General features: G+C 63.3%; 21 protein-coding genes. 17 read left to right on the plus strand and 4 right to left on the minus strand.

Annotated elements, in window-relative coordinates:
• Positions 1–80: 80 nt before the first annotated feature.
• From nuoF to LDN12_RS11840, 14 genes are all read left to right on the plus strand, one after another.
• On the plus strand, positions 81–1,346 hold the full coding sequence (nuoF, locus tag LDN12_RS11775) for an NADH-quinone oxidoreductase subunit NuoF (RefSeq protein ID WP_223922856.1): 1,266 nt from the start codon (positions 81–83) through the stop codon (positions 1,344–1,346).
• A 153-nt stretch (positions 1,347–1,499) separates the two neighbouring features.
• A complete protein-coding gene (gene nuoG / locus LDN12_RS11780) occupies positions 1,500–3,479 on the plus strand; it encodes an NADH-quinone oxidoreductase subunit NuoG (protein ID WP_223922857.1) in 1,980 nt (659 codons plus the stop codon).
• A gap of 37 nt (positions 3,480–3,516) precedes the next feature.
• Complete coding sequence (locus LDN12_RS11785) at positions 3,517–3,918, plus strand: sirohydrochlorin chelatase (RefSeq protein WP_223924060.1); 402 nt, start codon at positions 3,517–3,519, stop codon at positions 3,916–3,918.
• The gene (locus LDN12_RS11790) at positions 3,918–4,550 is read left to right on the plus strand and encodes a precorrin-8X methylmutase (RefSeq protein ID WP_223922858.1); all 633 of its coding nucleotides are present in this window, start codon (positions 3,918–3,920) and stop codon (positions 4,548–4,550) included. Before LDN12_RS11785 ends, LDN12_RS11790 begins: the two co-directional genes overlap by 1 nt.
• Before the next feature lie 248 nt (positions 4,551–4,798).
• The gene (gene cbiD, locus LDN12_RS11795) at positions 4,799–5,944 is read left to right on the plus strand and encodes a cobalt-precorrin-5B (C(1))-methyltransferase CbiD (RefSeq protein WP_223922859.1); all 1,146 of its coding nucleotides are present in this window, start codon (positions 4,799–4,801) and stop codon (positions 5,942–5,944) included.
• A gap of 270 nt (positions 5,945–6,214) precedes the next feature.
• Complete coding sequence (ribE, locus tag LDN12_RS11800; protein ID WP_223922860.1) at positions 6,215–6,682, plus strand: 6,7-dimethyl-8-ribityllumazine synthase; 468 nt, start codon at positions 6,215–6,217, stop codon at positions 6,680–6,682.
• A complete protein-coding gene (nusB, locus tag LDN12_RS11805; protein WP_223922861.1) occupies positions 6,682–7,119 on the plus strand; it encodes a transcription antitermination factor NusB in 438 nt (145 codons plus the stop codon). Before ribE ends, nusB begins: the two co-directional genes overlap by 1 nt.
• A 213-nt stretch (positions 7,120–7,332) precedes the next feature.
• Entirely contained in the window at positions 7,333–8,649 is a 1,317-nt protein-coding gene (locus LDN12_RS11810) for a homoserine dehydrogenase (RefSeq protein ID WP_223922862.1), read from the plus strand.
• 114 nt (positions 8,650–8,763) lie between these two features.
• The gene (locus LDN12_RS11815; protein WP_223922863.1) at positions 8,764–10,119 is read left to right on the plus strand and encodes a TrpB-like pyridoxal phosphate-dependent enzyme; all 1,356 of its coding nucleotides are present in this window, start codon (positions 8,764–8,766) and stop codon (positions 10,117–10,119) included.
• A 110-nt stretch (positions 10,120–10,229) separates the two neighbouring features.
• Positions 10,230–10,847: a phosphoribosylanthranilate isomerase gene (locus tag LDN12_RS11820; RefSeq protein ID WP_223922864.1), complete on the plus strand. Its 618-nt coding sequence runs from the start codon at positions 10,230–10,232 to the stop codon at positions 10,845–10,847.
• On the plus strand, positions 10,844–12,034 hold the full coding sequence (gene trpB, locus LDN12_RS11825; protein WP_223922865.1) for a tryptophan synthase subunit beta: 1,191 nt from the start codon (positions 10,844–10,846) through the stop codon (positions 12,032–12,034). Before LDN12_RS11820 ends, trpB begins: the two co-directional genes overlap by 4 nt.
• A gap of 265 nt (positions 12,035–12,299) precedes the next feature.
• Positions 12,300–13,304, plus strand: a complete 1,005-nt coding sequence (gene pta / locus LDN12_RS11830) for a phosphate acetyltransferase (RefSeq protein WP_223922866.1) — start codon at positions 12,300–12,302, stop codon at positions 13,302–13,304.
• 436 nt (positions 13,305–13,740) lie between these two features.
• A complete protein-coding gene (locus LDN12_RS11835) occupies positions 13,741–14,619 on the plus strand; it encodes a GGDEF domain-containing protein (RefSeq protein ID WP_223922867.1) in 879 nt (292 codons plus the stop codon).
• 137 nt (positions 14,620–14,756) lie between these two features.
• A complete protein-coding gene (locus tag LDN12_RS11840; protein WP_223922868.1) occupies positions 14,757–15,089 on the plus strand; it encodes a hypothetical protein in 333 nt (110 codons plus the stop codon).
• Between the two features lie 81 nt (positions 15,090–15,170).
• Here LDN12_RS11840 and queC read toward each other — a convergent pair whose 3' ends face one another.
• A complete protein-coding gene (queC, locus tag LDN12_RS11845; protein WP_223922869.1) occupies positions 15,171–15,851 on the minus strand; it encodes a 7-cyano-7-deazaguanine synthase QueC in 681 nt (226 codons plus the stop codon).
• 95 nt (positions 15,852–15,946) lie between these two features.
• Between queC and LDN12_RS11850 the strand changes: the two genes are divergently transcribed.
• The 3 genes from LDN12_RS11850 to LDN12_RS11860 all read left to right on the plus strand — a co-directional run bounded on the left by LDN12_RS11850 (position 15,947) and on the right by LDN12_RS11860 (position 18,872).
• Positions 15,947–16,750: a DNA-binding protein gene (locus tag LDN12_RS11850; RefSeq protein WP_223922870.1), complete on the plus strand. Its 804-nt coding sequence runs from the start codon at positions 15,947–15,949 to the stop codon at positions 16,748–16,750.
• Positions 16,751–17,246: 496 nt separating this feature from the next.
• Positions 17,247–17,690 (plus strand): GSU0071 family protein, encoded by a 444-nt coding sequence (locus LDN12_RS11855; RefSeq protein ID WP_223922871.1) that lies wholly within the window; start codon positions 17,247–17,249, stop codon positions 17,688–17,690.
• A 96-nt stretch (positions 17,691–17,786) separates the two neighbouring features.
• On the plus strand, positions 17,787–18,872 hold the full coding sequence (locus LDN12_RS11860) for a bifunctional 2-polyprenyl-6-hydroxyphenol methylase/3-demethylubiquinol 3-O-methyltransferase UbiG (RefSeq protein WP_223922872.1): 1,086 nt from the start codon (positions 17,787–17,789) through the stop codon (positions 18,870–18,872).
• Here LDN12_RS11860 and LDN12_RS11865 read toward each other — a convergent pair whose 3' ends face one another.
• The 3 genes from LDN12_RS11865 to LDN12_RS11875 form a co-directional block, all read right to left on the minus strand.
• The gene (locus LDN12_RS11865; protein ID WP_223922873.1) at positions 18,873–19,682 is read right to left on the minus strand and encodes a TIGR03915 family putative DNA repair protein; all 810 of its coding nucleotides are present in this window, start codon (positions 19,680–19,682) and stop codon (positions 18,873–18,875) included. It abuts the gene before it with no gap.
• Entirely contained in the window at positions 19,679–20,965 is a 1,287-nt protein-coding gene (locus tag LDN12_RS11870) for a putative DNA modification/repair radical SAM protein (protein ID WP_223922874.1), read from the minus strand. Before LDN12_RS11870 ends, LDN12_RS11865 begins: the two co-directional genes overlap by 4 nt.
• A 223-nt stretch (positions 20,966–21,188) precedes the next feature.
• The gene (locus LDN12_RS11875) at positions 21,189–21,869 is read right to left on the minus strand and encodes a metallophosphoesterase family protein (protein ID WP_223922875.1); all 681 of its coding nucleotides are present in this window, start codon (positions 21,867–21,869) and stop codon (positions 21,189–21,191) included.
• Between the last annotated feature and the right edge of the window lie 134 nt (positions 21,870–22,003).

Genomic DNA, 22,003 nt, shown 5'->3' on the forward strand with positions numbered 1-22,003 from the left:
CAGAGGGGAGACCTAAAGCTAATTTGGCGTGCCGCGCTTGCCATGCGGGAACTATAGTGGTAATTTAAAGCACTAAACCAATGGAAACCATCCTCTTTCGCCATAACCGGCCCGACCGGACCGTGACCTTCGACGAATACCTGGCCGCCGGGGGCTTCCAGGCCCTGAAAAAGGCCCTGTCCGGCATGTCCCCCGACGAGGTGCAGCAGACGGTGATCGACTCGGGCCTGCGGGGACGCGGCGGAGCCGGGTTCCCCACCGGCAAGAAGTGGTCGTTCGTCCCCCGCAACCTGCCGGGGCCGCGCTACCTCATCTGCAACAGCGATGAAATGGAGCCGGGCACCTACAAGGACCGGGTGCTATTGGAACACAACCCGCACCTGCTGGTGGAGGGGATGGCCCTGACCAGCTACGCCCTGGGGGTGGAGCACGCCTTCATCTTCATCCGCCGCGGCTACGAACAGGCCGCCTCCGATCTGAAAAACGCCATCGCCCAGGCCCACAAGGCCGGTTTTCTGGGCAAGGGCATCTGCGGCAGCGGCTTCAGCCTGGAGTTGGACGTGCACCTGTCGGCCGGGCGCTACATCTGCGGCGAGGAGACCGCCCTCATGAACGCCCTGGAGGGCGTCCGGGCCAATCCCCGCTCCAAGCCCCCCTTCCCCGCCGTCAAGGGTCTGTGGGGCCAGCCCACGGTGGTCAACAACGTGGAAACCCTGTCCAACATCCCGGCCATCGTCGCCCACGGCCCGGACTGGTTCAAGGGGCTGGCCGCCACCCCGGAAGGGGCGGGCACCAAGCTCTTCTGCGTCAGCGGCCATGTGCAGAACCCCATCTGCCTGGAACTGCCCATCGGCACCCCCCTGGGCGAGATCGTCGACACCCACTGCGGCGGCATGCGCCCCGGCAGCACCTTCAAGGCCTGCATCCCCGGCGGCGCTTCCACCCCGTACTTCACCAGGGAGCACTGGGCTGTGCCCATGGACTTCGACCCGGTGGCCAAGGCCGGTTCCCGCCTGGGCACCGGCGGGGTCGTGGTCTTCGACCAGACCACCTGCATGGTGGCCGCCACCCTCAACCTGACCCGCTTCTATGCCCGCGAATCCTGCGGCTGGTGCACCCCCTGCCGGGAAGGGCTCCCCTTTGTGCAGCACATCCTGGAAAAGATCGAAGCGGGTCGCGGCGACCTGGCCGACATGGACATCCTGCGGGACCACGTGCACAAGCTGAACTACGCCTTCTGCGCCCTGGCCCCCGGCGCCATGGGCCCGGTGGAAGGGCTGCTGAGATTGTTCGAGGACGAGGTGCGGGAGCACATCACCGCAGGAAGATGCCCTGTTAAAGGCTAAAAGATAAAATCTGCCACAGAGACACGGAGAAAAATCCCTCCCCCCAGCGGGGGGAGGTTAGGAGGGGGGATTAGTTGTATAGGTCTTCGCCTTCCCCCTCCCTGGCCCTCCCCCGCTGGGGGAGGGAATCGTTATCAATAAGATTGTGACGCCATGCCAAAACTCATCATCGACGACATACCGGTTGAAGTCCCCGAGGGTACTACGGTGCTGGAAGCCGCCCAGTCGGTGGACATCCCCATCCCCCATTTCTGCTGGCATCCCGCCCTGGGCAAGGCCGGCGCCTGCCGGGTCTGCGCCGTGAAGATGCTGGACGGCCCGGTCAAGGGGGTGCAGATGTCCTGCATGCTCCCGGCCCAGGACGGCATGGTGGTCTCCACCACCGACGACGAGGCGGTGTCCATGCGCAGGAGCGTCATCGAGTGGCTGATGATCAACCACCCCCACGACTGCCCGGTGTGCGACGAAGGGGGCGAGTGCCAGTTGCAGGACTACACCATCGCGGGCGGCCACGGCATCCGGCGCTATGACGGTAAAAAGCGCACCCACGTTAACCAGTACCTGGGTGAGTACATCGAACACGAGATGAACCGCTGCATCCAGTGCTACCGCTGCGTCCGCTTCTATCAGGAGTATGCCGGGGGCACCGACTTCGGCGTCATGGGGCGGGCCGCCATGGTCTACTTCGGCCGCCAGGAGGAAGGGCCGCTTCAATCCCCCTTCTCCGGCAATCTGGTGGACATCTGCCCCACCGGGGTCTTCACCGACAAGACCGCCCGCTTCCGCGCCCGCTACTGGGACTACGACATGGCCCCCTCGGTCTGCCCCCACTGTTCCCTTGGGTGCAACACCGTCCCCATGGCCCGCTACCGGGAGCTGCTCAAGACCACGGCCCGCCGGAACGACCGCGTCAACGGCTGGTTCATCTGCGACAGAGGCCGCTTCGCCAACGCGGTTGTCAACGCCCCGGATCGCCCCCGCCAGGCCTTGGTGGACGGCACGCCGGTCAGTCTGGACGAGGCGTTGGACGCAGTGGCGGCCCGCCTGGGAGATTTCCTGGAACTGCACGGCCCCCAAGCCCTGGCCATTGTCGGCTCGCCCCGCATGGACCTGGAGGGCAACATCATGGCCGCCCGGCTGCGGGAGTTTTTGGGTGCCGGGGCGCTCTGCTATTTCGACGATGCGGACCAGGCCCACCTGACCGGGGCTGCGGCCGCACTGCTGACGGCGGACGACAGCGCCTCCCAGGAGGACGTGCGCAACGCCGACCTGATCGCCCTGGTGGGATGCGACCTGCTGGAAGAGGCCCCCATGATGGCCCTGGCCGTGCGCCAGGCCTGGCGGAGCGGGGCTAAAATTTACCTTATTGAGCCTACCCTCTCCCAGCGGACCCTCTGGGGCCTAAAGGAGAGGGTGGCCGAAGGCCGGGAGAGGGAAGAAGTTAAGCCCCTTCCCTTCGAGTACGCGCATGTCACCTCCCTAGCCGACCTACCCCTGGCGGAGGCCAAGCGCCCGGTCATCATCTGCGGCGCAACCGCGGAAGGGCTGGATGCCGTGCAATCGGTCCCCCGTACCGCCAAACTGGCCTTTATCCTGGACGGCCCCAACGCCTTCGGCTGCGCCGAACTGGCCCGGCAGCACAACGCCGTGGCGCTGTCAACGGCATTGGCCTCCGGCCGGATCAAGGGGATCATCTCCTTCGAGGCCGACCTTTCCCGCGACCTGCCGGAAGGGGTCGCCGTGCTGGCCGCCGCCGACTGGCGGCCCACCGGTTTCACGCACAGGGCCGGGGTGCTCCTCCCCGCCACCGCCTGGGTGGAGCAGACCGGGATCTACGTCAACAACGAGGGGCGCGCCCAACGGTTTAAAAAAGTGATGAACCCCGGTCTCCCCATCAAGGGGCTCACCCCCGAACTGCACCCGCCCCGCACCCACGGCAAGACAGCCCCCGGCAGCGACGTGGCCCCGTCGGCACGGCTCATCGCCGCCCTCATGCAGCGCCTGGGCGAGGCAGAGGTGGAGGAGCCGCTGAGCGGGCCGTGGGAAGGGTTGCGGGGGTTGGAGGCTGGCGGAGAGGGAAAGAAACTACAGGCTACCACCCCCGGCCCTTTAGGCCCCAGAGGGTCCTCCTAAACTAGGAGGGGAGAAAACCACCCGCATCACCACTCACATACCCAAGCGAGGAACAATGAAAACCGCAATTCTGCTGATGGCCCACGGCAGCCGCATCCCCCAGGCAAACGACGCCGCCCGCGAGGTGGCTAAGATGGTGCAGGAGATCACCGGGTTCGAGATCGTGGAGGTCTCGTTCCGCGAGATGCACGAACCCAACATCCAGCACGGCATCGACGCCTGCGTGAACCGTGGGGCCGAGCGTATCCTGCTCATGCCCTACTTCCTCTTCATGGGCGCCCATGTGCTCCACGACCTGCCCGAGGAGATCGAGGAGGCCCAGAAACGCCACCCCGGCCTGGTCATGGAGATGGGCCCGCATCTGGGGGTGCACCGCAAACTGGCCGAGGTGGAGAGCGAGCGGATCGGCGAAGCGCTGGACTCCCTGGGGTGGCGCTGATGGAATCCCTCACCATGAAGCCCGAGGAGATCGAGGCCGAATCGTTCCGCATCATCGACAAGGAGGCCGGTGACCACGGCTGGCCCGAGGCCGAGTGGCAGGTGGTGCGCCGCAGCATCCACACCAGCGCGGATTTCGAGTATGCCGCCTCCATGGTGTTCTCCGACGGGGCCGTGGAGAAGGCGGTGGCGGCCCTCAAGAGCGGCGCAGGCATCGTCACCGACACCACCATGGCCCTGTCCGGCATGAGCAAGGCCCGCCTGGCTCCCTTCGGCTGCCATGTCTCCTGCCACGTGGCCGACCCGGACGTGGCCGAGGCGGCCCGTTGCAACGGCATTACCCGCTCCATCGCCGCCATGCGCAAGGCGGTGGCAAACCCGGACAACCGCATCTTCGTTATCGGCAACGCCCCCACGGCCCTGTTCGAACTGCTGCGGCTCGTCGGGGAAGGCAAAGCCCATCCGGCTCTGATCATCGGCCTGCCGGTCGGTTTCGTGGGGGCCGAGGAGAGCAAGAACGCCCTGGCGGCCACGGACGGTTCCATCCCCTTCATCACCAACATGGGACGCAAGGGGGGGTCGAACGTGGCGGCGGCGGTAATGAACGCCCTGGCGATCATGGCCGCCGCCTAGGAGGTTGTTGAAAAACAGCCATCTTAGCGCCTATCGGCGTCCCGCTAAACGGGATGACTACGCTAGCGCTCCGTCACCGATAATTATGCTCACGCATAATTATACGCCGCCGTCCTCGAAGGCCCTTTCGTGCGGCGTAGCGCTGCTACGCCTCCTCAGGGCCTTCTGCGGGTGCGACGATCTGACTATTTTTGAACAACCTGGGTTATTCACAGCCCGCAAAAATATTTCACGCCACAAGGTACCAGATGAAGAAATCCCTTCGACACGGTTACACCACCGGTGCCTGCGCCGCGGCGGCGGCCAAGGGCGCGGCCCTGATGCTCGTGCGCCGGGCGGAGGTCGGGGAGGTCGCCATCGATCTGCCCGCCGGGGTCTCGGCCACGTTCCCGCTGCACGGCCCGCGCTTCGGCGGCAATGAGGCCGCCTGCTTCGTGGTGAAGGACGCGGGCGACGACCCGGACGTGACCAACGGGGCCGAAGTCCACGCCCAGGTGGTGCTCATCCCTCCCCTGCCCGACCACTTTGAGGAGGGGTGCGCCATCGTCATCGAAGGTGGCGTGGGCATCGGCAAGGCCACCAAGCCGGGGCTGGCCGTGGCGCCGGGCGAATGGGCCATCAATCCGGTGCCCCGCCGCATGATCGAACAGGCGGTGCGCGACGCCCTTCCGGCCTGGACCGGGACCATCCGCGTCACCATCAGCATCCCGGACGGCGAGCTGCGGGCGCAGAAGACCCTGAACGCCCGCCTCGGCATCGTGGGGGGCCTCTCCATCCTCGGCACCACCGGCATCGTCCGCCCCCTGTCGGCCCAGGCCTGGACCGACACCATCGACACCGCCCTGGACGTGGCCCGCGCCTGCGGCTGCACCAACGTGGTGCTTTCCACCGGCCGCACCAGCGAGATGGCGGCCCAGCATCACCTGAACCACGCAGTCACGGACCCCGCGACCGGGGAGCGGGTGCTGCTCCCGGACGAGGCCTTCGTCATGATGGGGGACCACGTGGCCTATGCCCTCAAATCCTGCGCCAAACGGGGCTACAGCCAACCGTTTGTGGCCTGCCAGTTCGCCAAGCTGCTCAAGATCGCCTGCGGCCACGAGAACACCCATGCCGCAGCCTCGGAGCTGGATCTGTCCACCCTCCTGGGCTGGGCCGGGGAGGCAGGCTTGCCGGAAACCATCACCACCACCATCGCCCCGGCCAACACCGCACGGGAGATCGTCATCGCCGCAAACTTCGACCCGGCCCTGCTGGAGCTGGTCAGCGGCCACGCCAGGACCGCCGCCCAACGGCATGCGCCGGAACTGGCGCCCCGCTTCCTGGTGGCCGACTACCAGGGGACCATCGCCTTCCACGGCCCTTGGGAGGTTGTTGAAAAACAGCCATCTTAGCGCCTATCGGCGTCCCGCTAAACGGGATGACGACGCTGTCGCTCCGTCACCGATAATCGCCGGAGACGATTATACTGCGGGTGCGACGATCCGACTATTTTTGAACAGCCTGAGTTTTTCAACAACCTGCCGGACAACCGCCCCGAGTGCACTTTTTTCTCCCTTGTCGCAAAAAATTATGATAATATTTCGGTTTCTTTACGCCACAAACTCGCGGTTGTTGGACATCGCTACGAGCGGATCGTCAACGGCCGATACAAGGAGATCGCCATGCCACAATTCTTTGAAGGCAACCTGGACGCCAAGGGACTCAAGTTCGGTATCGTTGTCGCCCGTTTCAACAGCTTCATTTCCGACCGCCTGCTGGAAGGGGCCACGGACTCCCTGATCCGTCACGGCGCTTCCGACCAGGATATCGACGTGGCCCGCGTGCCGGGCGCTTTCGAGATCCCCCTGGCCGCCAAGAAGCTGGCCGAATCCCGGAAGTACGACGCCGTCATCTGCCTGGGCGCGGTGATCCGCGGTTCCACCCCCCATTTCGATTTCGTCTCGGCCGAGGTATCCAAGGGCGTGGCCATGGTATCGCTGGAAAGCGGCGTGCCGGTCATCTTCGGCGTACTGACCACCGACACCATCGAGCAGGCGGTGGAGCGTGCCGGCACCAAGGCGGGCAACAAGGGCTTCGAGGCCGCCACGGGCGCCATCGAAACCGCCAATCTGCTGAAGGCCCTTAAATAATGGGAATCCGACGGGAAGCGCGCGAACTGGCGCTGCAGATACTCTACGCCCTGGATGCCAACCCGGCTTCGGGCCTGCGTGAAACCCTCCAGACCTTCCGGGAGGAGCAGGCCGACACCCCGGCCAGGACCAGGGAATTCGCCGAGGGCTTGGTGGTGGGGGTGCAGGAACATCGCGCAGCCATCGACACGGCCATCAGGGACCGTTCCAAAAACTGGGCGCTGGCCCGCATGCCCAGGGTGGACCTGAACGTCATGCGCCTGGCCGCTTATGAGTTGATGTTCAGGGGCGATATCCCCAAAAAGGTCACCATCAACGAGGCCATCGAGATCGCCCGCCGTTTCGGGGATAAGGATTCACCGGCCTTCGTGAACGGCATCCTGGACGAGATCGAGGCGTGCGCCAAAACCGAGGAAGCGGCGGAAGAACAGATTTAAAATCTTTATAAATCTGCCACAGAGCCACAGAGACGCGGAGAAAACCAAGAGTATCAACGAGCAAAGCAACTTTATGCTTTCACCGGTGACCGGATTTCAGATTGTATCCCTTTCATCCTGTTCATCCTTGTAAAAGGGATTCCGTCTTTGACGTTCTCCGTGTCTCTGTGGCTCCGTGGCAAAAAGTGAGCAGCTATATTTAAGAGGTTAGTCATGAGCGATATCAAGGTAGGTTTGATAGGATACGGCAATATCGGGGCCGGGGTGGTCAAACTGCTCCAGCAGAACGCGGACGTCATCCGCAGCAAGGTCGGGGCCGGCATCGTGCTGAAGAGGATCGCGGACCTGGACATCACCAGCGACCGCGGCGTAACGGTGGACCCCGCCTGTCTCACCACCGATGTCAACGCCATCTTCGACGACCCCGAGATCTCGGTGGTGATCGAGTTGGTGGGAGGCTATGAACCCGCCAAGACCTTTGTGCTCAAGGCCATCGAGAAGGGCAAGCACATCGTCACCGCCAACAAGGCGCTCCTGGCCCTGCACGGCGACGAGATCTTCGCCGCCGCGGCCCGCAAGGGGGTGGAGGTGCAGTTCGAGGCCTCGGTGGGGGGCGGCATCCCGGTTTTGACCTCCATCAAGGGCAACCTGGCCGCCAACCGTATCGGCTCCGTGTTCGGCATCATGAACGGCACCTGCAACTACATCCTGACCCGCATGACCCAGGAGGGGGCGGATTTCGCCGACGTGCTCAAGGCCGCCCAGGAGTTGGGCTACGCCGAGCCGGACCCGACCTTCGACATCGAAGGGGTGGATACGGCCCACAAGCTGGCGATCCTGGTTTCCCTCTGCTTCGGCACCCGCATCGATTTCAACAGCATCTACACCGAAGGGATCTCCCGCATCAGCGGCCTGGACGTGAAGTTTGCCAGCGAGTTCGGCTACCGCATCAAACTGCTGGCCATCGGCAAGCTCATCGACGGCCAGGTGGAGGCGCGCGTCCACCCCACCATGATCCCCCTGCACAATCCGCTGGCCGAGGTGAACGGCGTGTTCAACGCCATCCGCCTGAGCGGCGATTTCGTAGGCCCGGTGATGTTCTACGGCCGGGGCGCCGGACAGAACCCCACCGCCAGCGCCATCGTGGGGGACCTGATCGGGCTCTCACGCAGCATGATGGCCGGCGCCGGACGCAGGATGGCGCCCCTGGGCTTCATGGACGACCAGGTGGCCACCCTGCCGCTCAAACCCATGTCCGAGATCATCAGCAAATACATGCTCCGCTTCAGCGCCCTGGACCAGCCGGGCGTGCTGGCCGCCATCGCCGGGGCACTCGGCAAGCACGGCATCAGCATCGAATCCATGGTCCAGACCTCGCACCAGGCCGACGACGCAGCTCCGGTGCCCATCGTGATCATGACCCACGAAGCGCGGGAAGGTGCCGTGCAGGCCGCCCTGACGGAGATCGACCGGCTCGACGTCATCAGCCAGAAGACCGGCTTTATCCGGATCGAGGATAATCTGGAATAGCGGCTACAATTTTGTTTGGGAGAGACAGGCTTTTATGGGACTTATGAGTCCTATAGCTCCTATATAGTCCTATAAAGCCTTTCGATTCTTTCACTTCATTTCGGGAGCAACCACATGAATACCAAGATCCTCCTCAGCGAAGACCAGATCCCCCGCCAGTGGTACAACATCATCCCCGACATGCCCGGCCCCCTGGCCCCGGTCATCAGCCCCCAGACCCTCAAACCGATCACCCCGGACGACATGCTGGCCATCTTCCCCATGGCGCTGATCGAGCAGGAGATGTCTCCCAACCGCTGGATCGACATCCCGGACGAGGTCAGGGAGATCTACAAGCTCTGGAGGCCGTCGCCCCTCTTTCGCGCCCATCGCCTGGAAAAGGCCCTCGGCACCCCGGCCAAGATCTACTACAAGTTTGAAGGGGTTTCCCCGGCAGGCTCCCACAAGCCCAACTCGGCCATCCCCCAGGCGTGGTACAACAAGCAGGCCGGCATCCGCCGCCTGGCCACCGAGACCGGCGCCGGCCAGTGGGGCAGTTCCCTGGCCCTGGCCTGCTCCCTGTTCGGCCTCGAGTGCACGGTATATATGGTCAAGATCTCCTGCACCCAGAAGCCGTACCGCAAGAGCATGATGCAGTTGTGGGGCGCCCAGGTCATCCCTTCGCCCTCGGAATTCACCAACGCGGGCCGGGCCATCCTGGCCCACGACCCGGAATGTCTCGGTTCCCTGGGGATCGCCATCTCCGAGGCGGTGGAGGACGCCGCCACCCACGACGACACCAACTATGCCCTGGGGAGCGTGCTCAACCACGTCTGCCTGCACCAGACCGTGATCGGCCAGGAGGCGCAGGCGCAGATGAAGGTCGCCGGGGACTACCCGGACGTGGTCATCGCCTGCTGCGGCGGCGGCTCCAACTTCGCCGGGCTGGCCTTCCCCTTCATCGCCGACCGGGCCGCCGGGAAGAACGTGCGCTGCCTGGCCGTGGAACCGGCCTCCTGCCCGACCCTGACCAAGGGGGTCTACGCCTTCGACTACGGCGATACCGCCAAGATGGCGCCCATCTCCATGATGTACACCCTGGGGCACGATTTCATGCCCCCCGGCATCCATGCGGGCGGGCTGCGCTACCACGGCGAATCTCCCCTGGTGTCCCAGCTGTACCATGCCGGGCAGATCGAGGCCAAGTCCTACAAGCAGAACGCCTGTTTCGAAGGCGCCCTGCTCTTCGCCCGCAGCGAGGGGATCGTCCCGGCCCCCGAATCGTCCCACGCCGTGCGGGCCGCCATCGACGAGGCGGTGCTGGCCAAGGAGGAGGGGAAGGAACGGACCATCCTCTTCGGCCTTTCGGGCCACGGGCAACTGGACATGGGCGCCTACGACGCCTACCTCTCGGGCGCCCTGGAAGACTACGAGTACCCGGAGCAGAAGATCCGCGAAGCGCTGGAGAGCTTGCCGAAGGTGGAGTTATAAATGAAGGAATGTCCATGAGGCCTATGGGACGTTATAAGACCTATATGTCCCATAGGTCTCATAAATCCCATAAGAGAGCATCTCCGGCAGAATCTCGAGAAGGCACCGCTATGATAAAGGTGAAGATCTGCGGCATAACCAACCTGGACGATGCCCTGACGGCCATCGCGGCCGGTGCCGACGCCCTGGGTTTCGTTTTTCACCCCAACTCTCCCCGGCATGTGTTTCCCGAGCAGGCCGCCGCCATCATCCGCCATCTCCCCCCGTTCGTGCAGACCGTGGGCCTGTTCGTCAACGAGCCTCTGGAGATGGTGAATGCCACCGCCGACCTGTGCGGCCTGGACGTGGTCCAACTCCACGGCGAGGAAAAACCGGGGTACTGCGACGCGGTCAGGCGACGCGTCATCAAGACCTTCCGCGTGAAGGACATCACCTCCCTGGAGCCGATGCGGGATTACCGGGTTGCCGCATTCCTGCTCGACGCCTGGTCGCCCGCCGCCCATGGCGGTACGGGACAGACGTTCAACTGGGAGATCGCCGCCTGCGTGGCCCAGGCCAACCGCATCATCCTGGCCGGGGGACTGACGCCGGGCAATGTGGCTGATGCCGTCCGCCAGGTATTGCCCTATGCGGTGGACGTCTCCAGCGGTGTGGAATCCGGGCCGGGGAAGAAGGACGCGAACAAGGTACGAGAATTCATCAGACAAGCGAAGGGGGCTGTTCCTTGAAACTTCCCGATAAATATGGACATTTTGGCGCATTCGGCGGACGCTACGTTCCCGAGACCCTCATGCCGGCCCTACTGGAGCTGGAAAAGGCCTATGAACACTACCGCCACGACCGGGAGTTCAAGGAAGAGTTCGAGTACTACCTGCGCCAGTACGTGGGCCGTCCCAACCCGCTCTACTATGCCGAAAAGCTGACCAAAAAACTGGGGGGCGCCCGGATCTACCTGAAACGGGAAGACCTGAACCATACCGGCGCCCACAAGGTGAACAACACCATCGGCCAGGGGCTTCTGGCCAAGCGCATGGGCAAAAAGAGGGTCATCGCCGAGACCGGCGCGGGTCAGCACGGGGTGGCCACCGCCACCATCGCCGCGCTGTTCGGGATGGAGTGCGAGGTCTTCATGGGCGAGGAGGATACCCGCCGCCAGGCCCTGAACGTCTTTCGCATGCGCCTTCTGGGGGCCACGGTCACGCCGGTCACCGCCGGCACCGCGACCCTCAAGGACGCCATGAACGAGGCCATGCGCAACTGGGTCTCCACCATCACCACCACCTTCTACGTCATCGGCACCGTGGCCGGGCCGCATCCCTACCCCATGATGGTGCGCGACTTCCAGTCGGTCATCGGCCACGAGGTAAAAAAACAGCACCAGAAGGTCGAGGGCCGCCTCCCCGACTACCTGGTGGCCTGCGTCGGCGGCGGCAGCAACGCCCTGGGCCTGTTCCACCCTTTCCTGAAGAACCGCAAGGTCAGGATGATCGGGGTCGAGGCGTCCGGCTACGGCATCGAGAGCGGCAAGCACGCCGCCGCGCTCTGCGCCGGTTCGCCCGGCATCCTGCACGGCAACAAGACCTACCTGCTCCAGGACGAGCACGGGCAGATCACCCCGGCCCATTCCATCTCGGCCGGCCTGGACTACCCCGGCGTGGGGCCGGAGCACTCGTGGCTGAAGGACACCCAGCGGGCCGAGTATGTCTCGATCACCGACGACGAGGCGCTGGAAGGGTTCAGCGTGCTGACCAGGGAGGAGGGCATCATGCCGGCCCTGGAGTCGTCCCACGCCATCGCCCACGTCCTGAAGCTGGCGCCTTCCCTGCCGAAAGACAAGACCATCGTGGTCTGCCTGTCCGGCCGGGGGGACAAGGATATCCACACGGTTGCCGACGCCATGGGTGTTGAATTTTAAATCACGTTTTAACCTTTTAAGCCTTACTAAAAGCCTGATCTGTTCAGGCTTTTTTGTTTGACCGACACCCGTATTTCAACTATATATACCCATGTTTTATTTACAGCCAAGCGGCTCTTGAAAACTAAGGTTGTTCAAAAATAGTCAGATCGTCGCACCCGCAGAAGGCCCTGCGGAGGCGTAGCAGCGCTACGCCGCACAAGGGGGCCTTCGAGGACGGCGGCGATATGGCTGTTTTTCAACAACCTCCAATAGGAGGTAACCCATGCATCTTGTTGACCAGATCAAAGAGAAAGCGCGAAAAAACCTGCAGACCGTGGTCCTGCCGGAAAGCTATGACGAGCGGATGCTGTTCGCCGCCGAGAAGGCGACCAAGGAGGGCCTGGCGCGGATCGTCATTCTGGGCGACCCGGCCAAGATCCTGGCCGATGCCGCAGCCAAAGGCGTCAACCTGGCGGGCGTGGAACTGCTCAACCCGGCCGCGTCCCCCAAGCTGGAACAGTACGTGGCCGATTTCGTCGAGCTGCGCAAGGCCAAGGGCATGACCCCGGAAGAGGCGCGCGCCCTCCTGACCGCGCCGGACAACCTGTACTACGCCGGCATGATGGTCAGGAACGGCGATGCGGGGGGCGAGGTGGCAGGCGCCACCGGCACCACCGGCAACGTACTCAAGGCCGCCTTCCAGACCGTCGGCCCGGCCAAGGGGATCAAGACCGTCTCCTCCTTCTTCCTCATGATCACCAAGACCGAGAGCTTCGGCGAAAACGGCATCATCCTGTTCGCCGACTGCGCCGTCAACCCCAACCCGGACGCCCAGGCCCTGGCCGAGATCGCCGTGGCCACGGCCGGCAACTGCAAGGCGTTCCTGGACGTGGACGCCCGCGTGGCCCTGCTCTCCTTCTCCACCAAGGGAAGCGCCAGCCACCCGGACTGCGACAAGGTGCTGAAAGCCCTGGAGATCGCCCGGCAGATCAAACCGGATATGCAGATCGACGGCGAGCTCCAGGCCGACGCCGCCCTGCTCCCCAAGGTGGGCGAGAAAAAGGCTCCCGGCAGCTCCGTGGCCGGCAAAGCCAACGTGCTGGTCTTCCCGGACCTGGACGCGGGCAACATCGCCTACAAGCTGGTGGAGCGGGTGGCCGGCGCCGAAGCGGTCGGCCCGATCATCCAGGGTCTGGCCAAGCCGGTCAACGACCTGTCCCGCGGCTGCTCCGTGGACGACATCGTCAACGTCACCGCCATCACCGCCGTCCAGGCGGCCCAGGGCTAGTGTGCCGTTTGGTTGGTTGTTGGAAATAATTCCCGGTTATTTTGTCTGATGCCAAGGCGCGGCGACGCAGGTGTAGCAGGGTCTACCTCAAGGAGCCGCAACGTAGGCAGCGGGCAAAAGAACCGGAATTACGACAACTCATTAACCGGACAGTACACCAGCATCCCCTAATCGGTCCGGCGCGTTTCTTGTGGCGCGCCGGACCACGCCCCGCGAGAGCCCCCCAAACACCATCCTTCCCATATTCATAAATAATTTCAGCCTCTTTCACGAAAACAGATATCATCCGATCCCGGCGAACGACACACCATACATTGGGAAAGGTCAATTTTATTTGATTTTATCCCTAGACTGGTGTAAGCGATATTCAGCCGGGCTGCATATTGTTTACTCCCACGAAATATCGAAGGTGCAAATCCTTCCAGCAAGGATCACCATGCCGGGTATTCCGATCAGTCTCATCGTCATCGCCCCAATCCTGATGGGGGCCGTTATTCTTGCCCTCTCCCTGGTGCCGGTCATCGGGTTGATCCGGGGGTTGCCGTTCGGCAAGGTCCGTCACAACTGGTACACCCTCGCCGCCCTGATCCTGTTCTTCATCATAGGCTACCTCTTCTATGCCTCGGAGCTCCGGGGCGGCACCTACCGCGTTTCCGACGTCATCGTATCGTCCGTTTTTTTCCTGGGGGCCTGTTTTGTCCTGCTGGTCAACCATCTCTCCCATCGGACGGCGCAGGATATCCTCCGCATGAGTGCGCTGGAGCAGGAGAACATCACCGATGCCACCATGGGCATCCACAATCGCCGTTATTTCGAACAGCGCCTGAAGGAGGAATTCGACCGGGCCCGAAGATATAACCTGCCCCTCTCCCTCCTGATGATCGACATCGACGACTTCAAGCAGATCAACGACACCAGCGGGCACCAGACCGGCGACCAGGTCTTGCAGGGCATGGGGCGCCTGCTCATCGAATCCGTCAGAGATACCGACATCGTCACCCGCTATGGCGGCGACGAGATCTGCATCATTGCCACCCATGCCGGCGATGCTACGGCACTGGATCTGGCGAAACGCCTCTGCTCGAAGATAGGGGACAACACCCTGGCCGACGGGACATGGAACATTCGCGTAACGACAAGCATCGGCATTGCCACGCTCAACGACACAATGAATGAGGCATCCGACCTCGTAGGTTGCGCCGACATGGCGCTCTACCGCGCCAAGAACGAGGGAAAGAACCGGGCGGCCGTCTACCTCTCCGACCCCGCCGGGTGCCTCGGAAGGACGACCGCCGCAAACGGGTCCTGCACGTAGCCGGCAGGGAATACCCTCCCCACCCCCTGCCGGAAATCCCGATTTCCGGTCAAATACGGACCACAACCTCCCGGATGCATGATGCGGCTTTGACCTGCCACCCCTTCCCTGTTAGAATCATCTTAAAGGAGATTGCCATGCGAGGAACCGTGGTCGTCGTCATGCTGGTCACTGCGCTGTCCGCCTCTTCCGGGTTCGCGGAGACCTCCCTCAAGGAAGACGGCAGGGAGGTGGGCCAGGGATTGAAAAAACTCGGCAAGGATACCGGCAAGGCGTTCAAAGAGGGCGGCAGGGAGGTCGGCCAGGGCTTCAAAAAGCTCGGCAAGGAAACCGGGGCGGCCTTCAGGGAAGGGGGCAGGGAATCCGGTCAGGCAACAAAGAAGGCCGGGAGGTCCGTGGGCGAGTGGTTCAGGGACATGGGGCACTCCATCAAGAGTTTTTTCAAGGACCGGTTCGGCACGGACAAGTAGCCCCGCATCCCCTTTCTTCCCTGAGCAAAAGAAAAGGCGCACCCAAAAGGCACGCCTTCCCAGAGCGCCACGTCACCGCTCCTACCGGTTCACGTACCTGAGCGGGTCCTTCAACCCCGCCTCGGCAAACCCCTTCAAGCGCAGGCGGCAGGAATCGCATTCCCCGCAGGAAAGCCCTTCGGGCGTCGGATCGTAACAGGAGTGGGTCAGACCGTAATCGACCCCCAGTTCGACCCCCTTTTTGATGATCTCCGCCTTGGTCAGGTCGATGAGCGGCGTATGGATGCGGAACCGCCCCGTCCCTTCCACGCCGGCCTTGGTTGCCAGGTTGGCCATGGTCTCGTAGGCCGCGATATAGTCGGGCCGGCAGTCCGGGTAGCCGGAGTAGTCGAGGGCATTGACCCCGATGTAGATGTCGAAGGCCCCCAGCACCTCGGCCCATCCCAGGGCAAAAGAGAGAAAGATGGTGTTGCGGGCCGGCACGTAGGTGACCGGAATATCGCTTCCCACCCCCTCCTTGGGTACGGCGATATCCGCCGTCAGGGCGCTGCCACCCATCAGGCGCAGGTCGAAATCCACCACCAGATGTTCGGCGGCGCCCAGCCGCACCGCATTGGCCTTGGCCACCTCCAGTTCGTGGCTGTGCCTCTGCCCATAGGAAAAACTGATGGCATAGGGCACAAACCCTTCGGCCCCGGCCAGGGCCAGACAGGTGGTTGAATCCAGACCGCTGCTGTAAAGAACGACCGCTTTGCGCTGCATAGTATCCTGTCTCCTCTATTTTTAAGCTGCCCGTTGCCGGGCTTTCATGATAGTATCAAAAAAATCGTGCGGGTAAATTCAAAAATGAGGATCACATGAAAAAGAGCCATCTCTCACCTCTTGCGTTCATCGTTCTTTGCAGCATCGTCTCCGTTTCGGCAGCCGCGCCGCCCCCCTCCAACGTACCGGCAGGCCACCCGAAGATCGAATACCCCACCCAATCAACGACGCACCAGCAATCGTCTTCCCTCTCCGGCAAGGTGCTGCAGGTTTTGAACAGCGGCGGCTACAGTTATGTCTACCTGCTGAAAAGTAACGGCGAGAAGGTCTGGATAGCCGTGACGGAAGCCAGGATCGCCGTCGGCGAGCCCTTGAGTTTCAAGGAGGGGCTCGTCATGAAGAACTTCGAGAGCAAGACCCTCAAACGCACCTTCGACACCATCATCTTCTCCAACGGCATCATTGCGCAACCGAAAGCCGCCGCTCCGGCAGCCACCCCGCCGCCGGCCGCCCCGCCGGCACGGCAATCCGCCCCCATGGGCAGCAAGGTTGCCGTAAGACCCAAGGAAAAAGGGATTTCGGTCAAAAAGGCCCACGGCCCCAATGCCTACACCATTGCCGAGATCTACCGCAACAGCGCCAAACTCAACAAAAAGCGGGTCGTCGTCCGGGGCAAGATCGTCAAGGTAACCTCGGGGATCATGAAGAGGGTCTGGATACATATCCAGGACGGTACCGGCTCTCAGGCCCAGGGCACCCATAACCTGGTGTGCACCACCAAAACGACGCCCCATCTGGACGACGTGGTCACGGTCAAGGGGACCCTGGCCAAAGACCGGGACTTCGGCTACGGCTACCGCTATAACGTCATCATCGAGAACGCCACCGTCAGCAAATAGCCGCCTCCCCACAATCCCGGCCCCCAAAGCCCCTCCCCCACCGGAGGGGCTTTTCTGTTAACAGCTGTTCTGCCACGGAGCCACGGAGACCCGGTGAACGTCAAAAAACGGAACCTGTTTTTGCCGGGATCGACGCAAAACCGTTTGTCCCTCTGTTTCCGATTTTCCCCTGTGAAATTTTTTTTGCTTAAAAACGATGCAACCCGGACAAAATGACGTTCCCTGTATCGTTTTTACACCGTTTCGTGGATGCGCCTACACCCGCGGAATCATTCAACATATTGATATCATTCAATATGATTGTCTTCCACACATCCCGGCACGCATTATGTATGTTGACTATTTAGCTTGTTTATCATGGCGACTTTGGGACAAAATGATAGACAGGTGGTACGAGAAAAACATGCCGGCATTGGCACGCGTGACGGCAGGGACCGACGGAGAAGTCGACGAATAATCCATCGGCCGAATAAGCGTGAGAGCAGGAGGTGCCACCATGATGAATACCGATCTCATAGACGAAGCCATTGAGCGATATGTCAGCGAACGCATGACCGGGGGACGGGAGCGCGCCGCGTCGCGATTTCTCAGCTATGCCCACCTGAAATGCGCGGGTAGCGATGTCGGCGAATTCATGCGGCGCGTAACCGGCCTGACCCGCTACTACATACACGTTACCAAGGTGTTCGAAAACCCGTTCCGCGGCATCGAGATGGCGTTTTTATCGACCATGCTCGTCGTTGCGATCGCCAGTATCTGGCTATTGGACCACGAAGCCACCCGCCTGTGCGGCATCTGCGTCTTCAGCGGCACCGTGGTGCACGGCTTTCTCCTCCTGCGGCACATAGTCCGCAAATGGCTCAAATCCGGCGTCATGATCGCCATGTATGAAGAGATCATCGCCCTGGTGGAACAGGAAGAAGCCGCCCTGCTGAACTGAGTCCGACACGTCCCCTGCTTTCGCAAAAACGGTTCGGGTCGAATGGGGAGATGGGCGGCAGCTTGCCAGGAGCCTTGGGAGTTGCTACAGTGGGGCATGGCCGACGACGTACGCACCCATTACGAGCGCTATCCCTATCCCCGGTATCCCTTGCTGGCCTCCTTGCGCCGTTGCGATACCTACGCCCTCAACCTGTCCGCCCTCTGGGCCCGCTTCAACGGCACCCTGCCGCCCCCTGACGCACAACGCATCCTCATCGCCGGTTGCGGCAGCTTTTCCCCCTACCCCTTTAGCCTGGCCAATCCCCATACCCCCATAACGGCCCTCGACCTGTCGGACCGCAACCTCCGGCGCGCGCGCCTGCACTGCCTGCTCCACGGCCGCACCAATGTGACCTTTTGCCGGGGCGACCTGCTGGCCGCCTCCCCGGCGGACGGCCCCTTCGGCCTGATCGACGCCTACGGCGTGCTCCACCATCTGGAAGACCCCCAGGCCGGCCTGAAGACCCTGGCGGACCGCCTCGCACCGGGGGGGATCGTCCGGCTGATGGTCTACAGCCGCTATGCCCGGCGCGAAGAGGAATCCATCCGCCGCGCCTTCCGCCTGTTGGGGATCAACGACCCGGCCGAGGCGCGCGGACTGATCGCCCGGGCCAAACCGGGGTCGCGCCTGCGGCGATTTGCGGAGGCGTCCGACGAGGCCGCCTACGACAGCGGGCTGGCGGACGCCCTGCTGCACCCCCGCGTCCACACCTTCCGGACCGGCGGCCTGCTGGAGCTGGTCCGCCGAAGCGGCCTGGAGCCGCTCCTGTTCGCCCACCACGGAGCCCTGGAGGATGTGGGGGACGAGGTGGAACGGCTCACCGTCATGGAGACCGCCCGGCTTGCCCCCGGCAACTTCGTCCTGTACGCCGGCCGTAACGTGGGCGGCCCCTGCCCCGACGATCGCGACGCGCTCGTCATGCTCAATCCCTGCCTGTCACGGGCCGTCACCCCCTTTAGCCTGGGCGGCGTGCACATCGCCCCGCGCCTTGGGGTCCCCACCCCGTTCCTCGGCCGCCCGGAACGGGCTTTTCTTCGGGGCTTCCGCCATCCCCGGCCGTGGGAAACCCTTTCCGCCACCGACCGCGCCGCGGTACAAGCCTATTGCTCGGCGCAATTCCTGATGCGGTTCAGGCGCTAATCACTCCTCCCCCCCGAACTCCACCAGATGAGCGCGGAAACGCAGCGGCACGAGACTTTGCTGCAGCCGGGGGTTATGGCGTTCGGGTATGGCCATGTGCTGGAAATAGGAGCGCCACAGGCGGCTGCACACCTCTTCCCCGGCGGTGTAGTCCGGCCGGCCCGCCAGGGAAACGCCGCCGACCAGTCGCCACGTTCCCCGGTCGCACAGGGCCAGCGCGGAGCGGCGCAGGTCGTGGATCATCCAGGGGCGGTCGCCGAGCCGTTCCCGGAAGTAGGGGGCGATGAACGGGAGGATGTCCGCATCGGGCTCGATCCGGGCGTACATGAGGGGGACCTCCGGCCTGTCGCGGCCCGCTTCACCGCCCAATTCCCCATCGGCGGGCCAGGCCACCTCCCGGAAACGCACGAACCCCGTGAACCGGTGGGCCTCGTGGGCGACCCTGCGGGAAAGCCGGTGTACCGAGCAGACCGGTTCCTGGGCCAGCATGCGCTGTACCTGCCGTCCCTTTTTCAGTCCCAGCGCCACGTAGCGCCACACTAGCTGCTCGACCCCGGCCGCCTCGCTGTGAAAGGCGTAGCGCAGGGTGGCAAAGGCTTCGCGGGAGACCGCCGTCACGAAGCGTTCCCGGAAGCGGAGCGCCGTCTCCCGCTCCGTGGCGACATCAAGGGAACCGGCAGCGAACAGTCCCGCCCCGCTCTCGGCGCCGGGGCGCAGGAATTCCGCTTCCGCGCCCCCGGATTCACGGCACGCCGCCAGGGCGCAGAGGAACCCCTCGAAGGTCCCGTCGTAGCGGTAGCATGCCGTCACAACTCCCCCGTCAGGGCCGAGGCATCGGCATGTGCCGGAAACAGCTCCAGTTGGTCCAGCCGCGCCGGACGCTTCTCCGGCGCCAGGAGCCGCGCCACCAGCCCGGCCCCGTCCAGGCGGATTCCTCCCAGGTAGCGCCCGCCGGCGGTGAGGAAGTAGCGCGCCCGTTTGAGCACCACCCCCAACCGTTTCAACTCCGCCTCCCCCAGCCGGGCATGACGCCGGGCGGCAACGATACGCTGGGCCGAGCGCACGCCGATGCCCGGCACCCGCAGCAACACCTCGTAATCGACGAGGTTCACCTCCACCGGGAACAGGTCCAGGTGGCGCACGGCCCAATCGCTCTTGGGATCGAAGCCCATGTCCAGGTTGGGACGGTCCTCGTCCAGAAGCTCATGGGCGGCGAATCCGTAGAAGCGCAGCAGCCAGTCGGCCTGGTACAGGCGATGCTCCCGCAACAGGGGCGGCGTGGGGAGCGCCGGCAGACGGCGGTCGTCGGAGCCGGGCACAAAGGCCGAGTAGTACACCCGCTTCATATCCAGGCGGCGGTAGAGCCCCTCGGACAGGGTGATGATCTCCCGGTCGCTCTCCGGGGTGGCGCCCACGATCAGTTGGGTGCTCTGCCCGGCCGGGGCGAACGGGGGCGCCTTGCGGGATTTTTTCCGCTCCGCGCGGGCCGAAGCGATGAGGTCGCTCACCTGGCGCATGGGGGCGATCACCGCCTCACGGGGTTTGTCCGGGGCCAGGAGCGCCAGGCTCCGGCGGGTGGGAAGCTCGATATTGATGCTGACCCGGTCGGCGTAGCGCCCCGCCTCGGCCACCAACAGCGGGTCGGCCCCCGGCACGACCTTGAGGTGGACATAGCCGTTGAAGCGTTCCTCTTCCCGCAGCTTGCGCACCACCGCGATCAACTGCTCCATGGTGTGGTCGGCGGAGCGGGTCACGCCGGTGCTGAGGAACAACCCCTCGATGTAGTTGCGGCGGTAGAAATCCATGGTCAGCCGCACCACTTCGTCCGGGGTGAATGCGGCGCGGGGAATGTCGTTGCTGCGGCGGTTGACGCAGTAGGCGCAGTCGAAGATGCAGGCGTTGGTGAGCAGGATCTTGAGCAGGGAGATGCAGCGGCCGTCGGCGGTCCAGGTGTGGCAGACCCCGGCGGAGGTAGTGCTTCCCACCCCGCCGGGCGCGCCCCGGCGGTTGCTGCCGCTGGAGGAGCAGGAGACATCGTATTTGGCGCTGTCGGCCAGGATTTCCAGGCGACGTTCAAATGGCAGGCTGTTCATAAAAAAACTCCGCACTCCGGATGCGGAGGAGACTACCAAATTAGTATGACAGAATAAGTCTTATAGGACTAATGGGACTCATGAGACTTATGAGACTTATGAGACTTATGGGACTTATGGGACTCATAAGTCCTATAGTTCCTATAGGTCTCATAGGTCCTATAGGTCCCATTAGTCCTATAGGTCCCATTAGTCCCATTAGTCCCATAAATCCCATCAGCCCCTACAAATCGATATTCTGCTGAAAAAAGAGCTGCATGCTGTTCAGCTCCAGGGCAACCAGATACCCCATATCTGGCCACCGGGCGGTGACGCAGCCGTTGTCCAGCATGATCTTGTCGCTGTGCAGGGAGGCCTCGAGCCGTTGGCGTGTGACCATGGTGTGGCCGCAGATGAGCCGCCTGCCGCCGATGCGCTGCCGCTCCACCAAGTCGGAACGGGTCCAGAGCATGGCCCCGGTATCGTCGAAGGGGTCGAAAGGCGGGTCCAGGTCGAAGTTGAGGCCGGCATGGACGATGACGAACGCGTCCAGCAGCACGTAATAAGGGAGGGAATGGAGGAGGTGCAGGTAGTTATGGGGGATGTCCCCCGGCCCGTCGGCCTGAAAACTCTCCATGGTGGTCAGGCCGCCGTTGGAGGTCCACATGTCCATGGCCGACCGGTTGTAGGGGGCGCGCAGGCACATTTCTTCATGGTTGCCCCGCACCGATACGACCTTGAAACCGGCGGCCGTCAACTGGAAGATAAAGTCCAGGACCCCTTTGCTGTCCGGTCCCCGGTCGATCAGGTCCCCCAACAGGTAGAGGGTGTCGCCGGGGGCCAGGCGGATCACCTGGGTGACCAGTTGGCGCAGGGTGCGGGCGCAGCCGTGTATGTCGCCAATAACAAAGGTTCTGGGGCTCATGGCGTTAGGCTCCTATGAGGTTGTTGAAAAGTTCAGGTCGTTCAAAAATAGTCAGATCGTCGCACCCGCAGTATAATCGCTACCGGTGATTATCGGTGACGGAGCGATAGCGTAGTCATCCCGTTTAGCGGGAC

Source organism: Geobacter sp. AOG2, assembly GCF_019972295.1.
Taxonomy (GTDB): domain Bacteria; phylum Desulfobacterota; class Desulfuromonadia; order Geobacterales; family Pseudopelobacteraceae; genus Oryzomonas.

Bases quoted from the DNA above. Each gene is read 5' to 3' on its own strand.
- nuoF (WP_223922856.1), top strand. From the start codon at position 81: ATGGAAACCATCCTCTTTCGCCATAACCGGCCCGACCGGACCGTGACC.
- nuoG (WP_223922857.1), top strand. From the start codon at position 1,500: ATGCCAAAACTCATCATCGACGACATACCGGTTGAAGTCCCCGAGGGT.
- LDN12_RS11790 (WP_223922858.1), top strand. From the start codon at position 3,918: ATGGAATCCCTCACCATGAAGCCCGAGGAGATCGAGGCCGAATCGTTC.
- cbiD (WP_223922859.1), top strand. From the start codon at position 4,799: ATGAAGAAATCCCTTCGACACGGTTACACCACCGGTGCCTGCGCCGCG.
- ribE (WP_223922860.1), top strand. From the start codon at position 6,215: ATGCCACAATTCTTTGAAGGCAACCTGGACGCCAAGGGACTCAAGTTC.
- nusB (WP_223922861.1), top strand. From the start codon at position 6,682: ATGGGAATCCGACGGGAAGCGCGCGAACTGGCGCTGCAGATACTCTAC.
- LDN12_RS11810 (WP_223922862.1), top strand. From the start codon at position 7,333: ATGAGCGATATCAAGGTAGGTTTGATAGGATACGGCAATATCGGGGCC.
- LDN12_RS11815 (WP_223922863.1), top strand. From the start codon at position 8,764: ATGAATACCAAGATCCTCCTCAGCGAAGACCAGATCCCCCGCCAGTGG.
- LDN12_RS11820 (WP_223922864.1), top strand. From the start codon at position 10,230: ATGATAAAGGTGAAGATCTGCGGCATAACCAACCTGGACGATGCCCTG.
- pta (WP_223922866.1), top strand. From the start codon at position 12,300: ATGCATCTTGTTGACCAGATCAAAGAGAAAGCGCGAAAAAACCTGCAG.
- LDN12_RS11835 (WP_223922867.1), top strand. From the start codon at position 13,741: ATGCCGGGTATTCCGATCAGTCTCATCGTCATCGCCCCAATCCTGATG.
- LDN12_RS11840 (WP_223922868.1), top strand. From the start codon at position 14,757: ATGCGAGGAACCGTGGTCGTCGTCATGCTGGTCACTGCGCTGTCCGCC.
- queC (WP_223922869.1), bottom strand. From the start codon at position 15,851: ATGCAGCGCAAAGCGGTCGTTCTTTACAGCAGCGGTCTGGATTCAACC.
- LDN12_RS11850 (WP_223922870.1), top strand. From the start codon at position 15,947: ATGAAAAAGAGCCATCTCTCACCTCTTGCGTTCATCGTTCTTTGCAGC.
- LDN12_RS11855 (WP_223922871.1), top strand. From the start codon at position 17,247: ATGATGAATACCGATCTCATAGACGAAGCCATTGAGCGATATGTCAGC.
- LDN12_RS11860 (WP_223922872.1), top strand. From the start codon at position 17,787: ATGGCCGACGACGTACGCACCCATTACGAGCGCTATCCCTATCCCCGG.
- LDN12_RS11870 (WP_223922874.1), bottom strand. From the start codon at position 20,965: ATGAACAGCCTGCCATTTGAACGTCGCCTGGAAATCCTGGCCGACAGC.
- LDN12_RS11875 (WP_223922875.1), bottom strand. From the start codon at position 21,869: ATGAGCCCCAGAACCTTTGTTATTGGCGACATACACGGCTGCGCCCGC.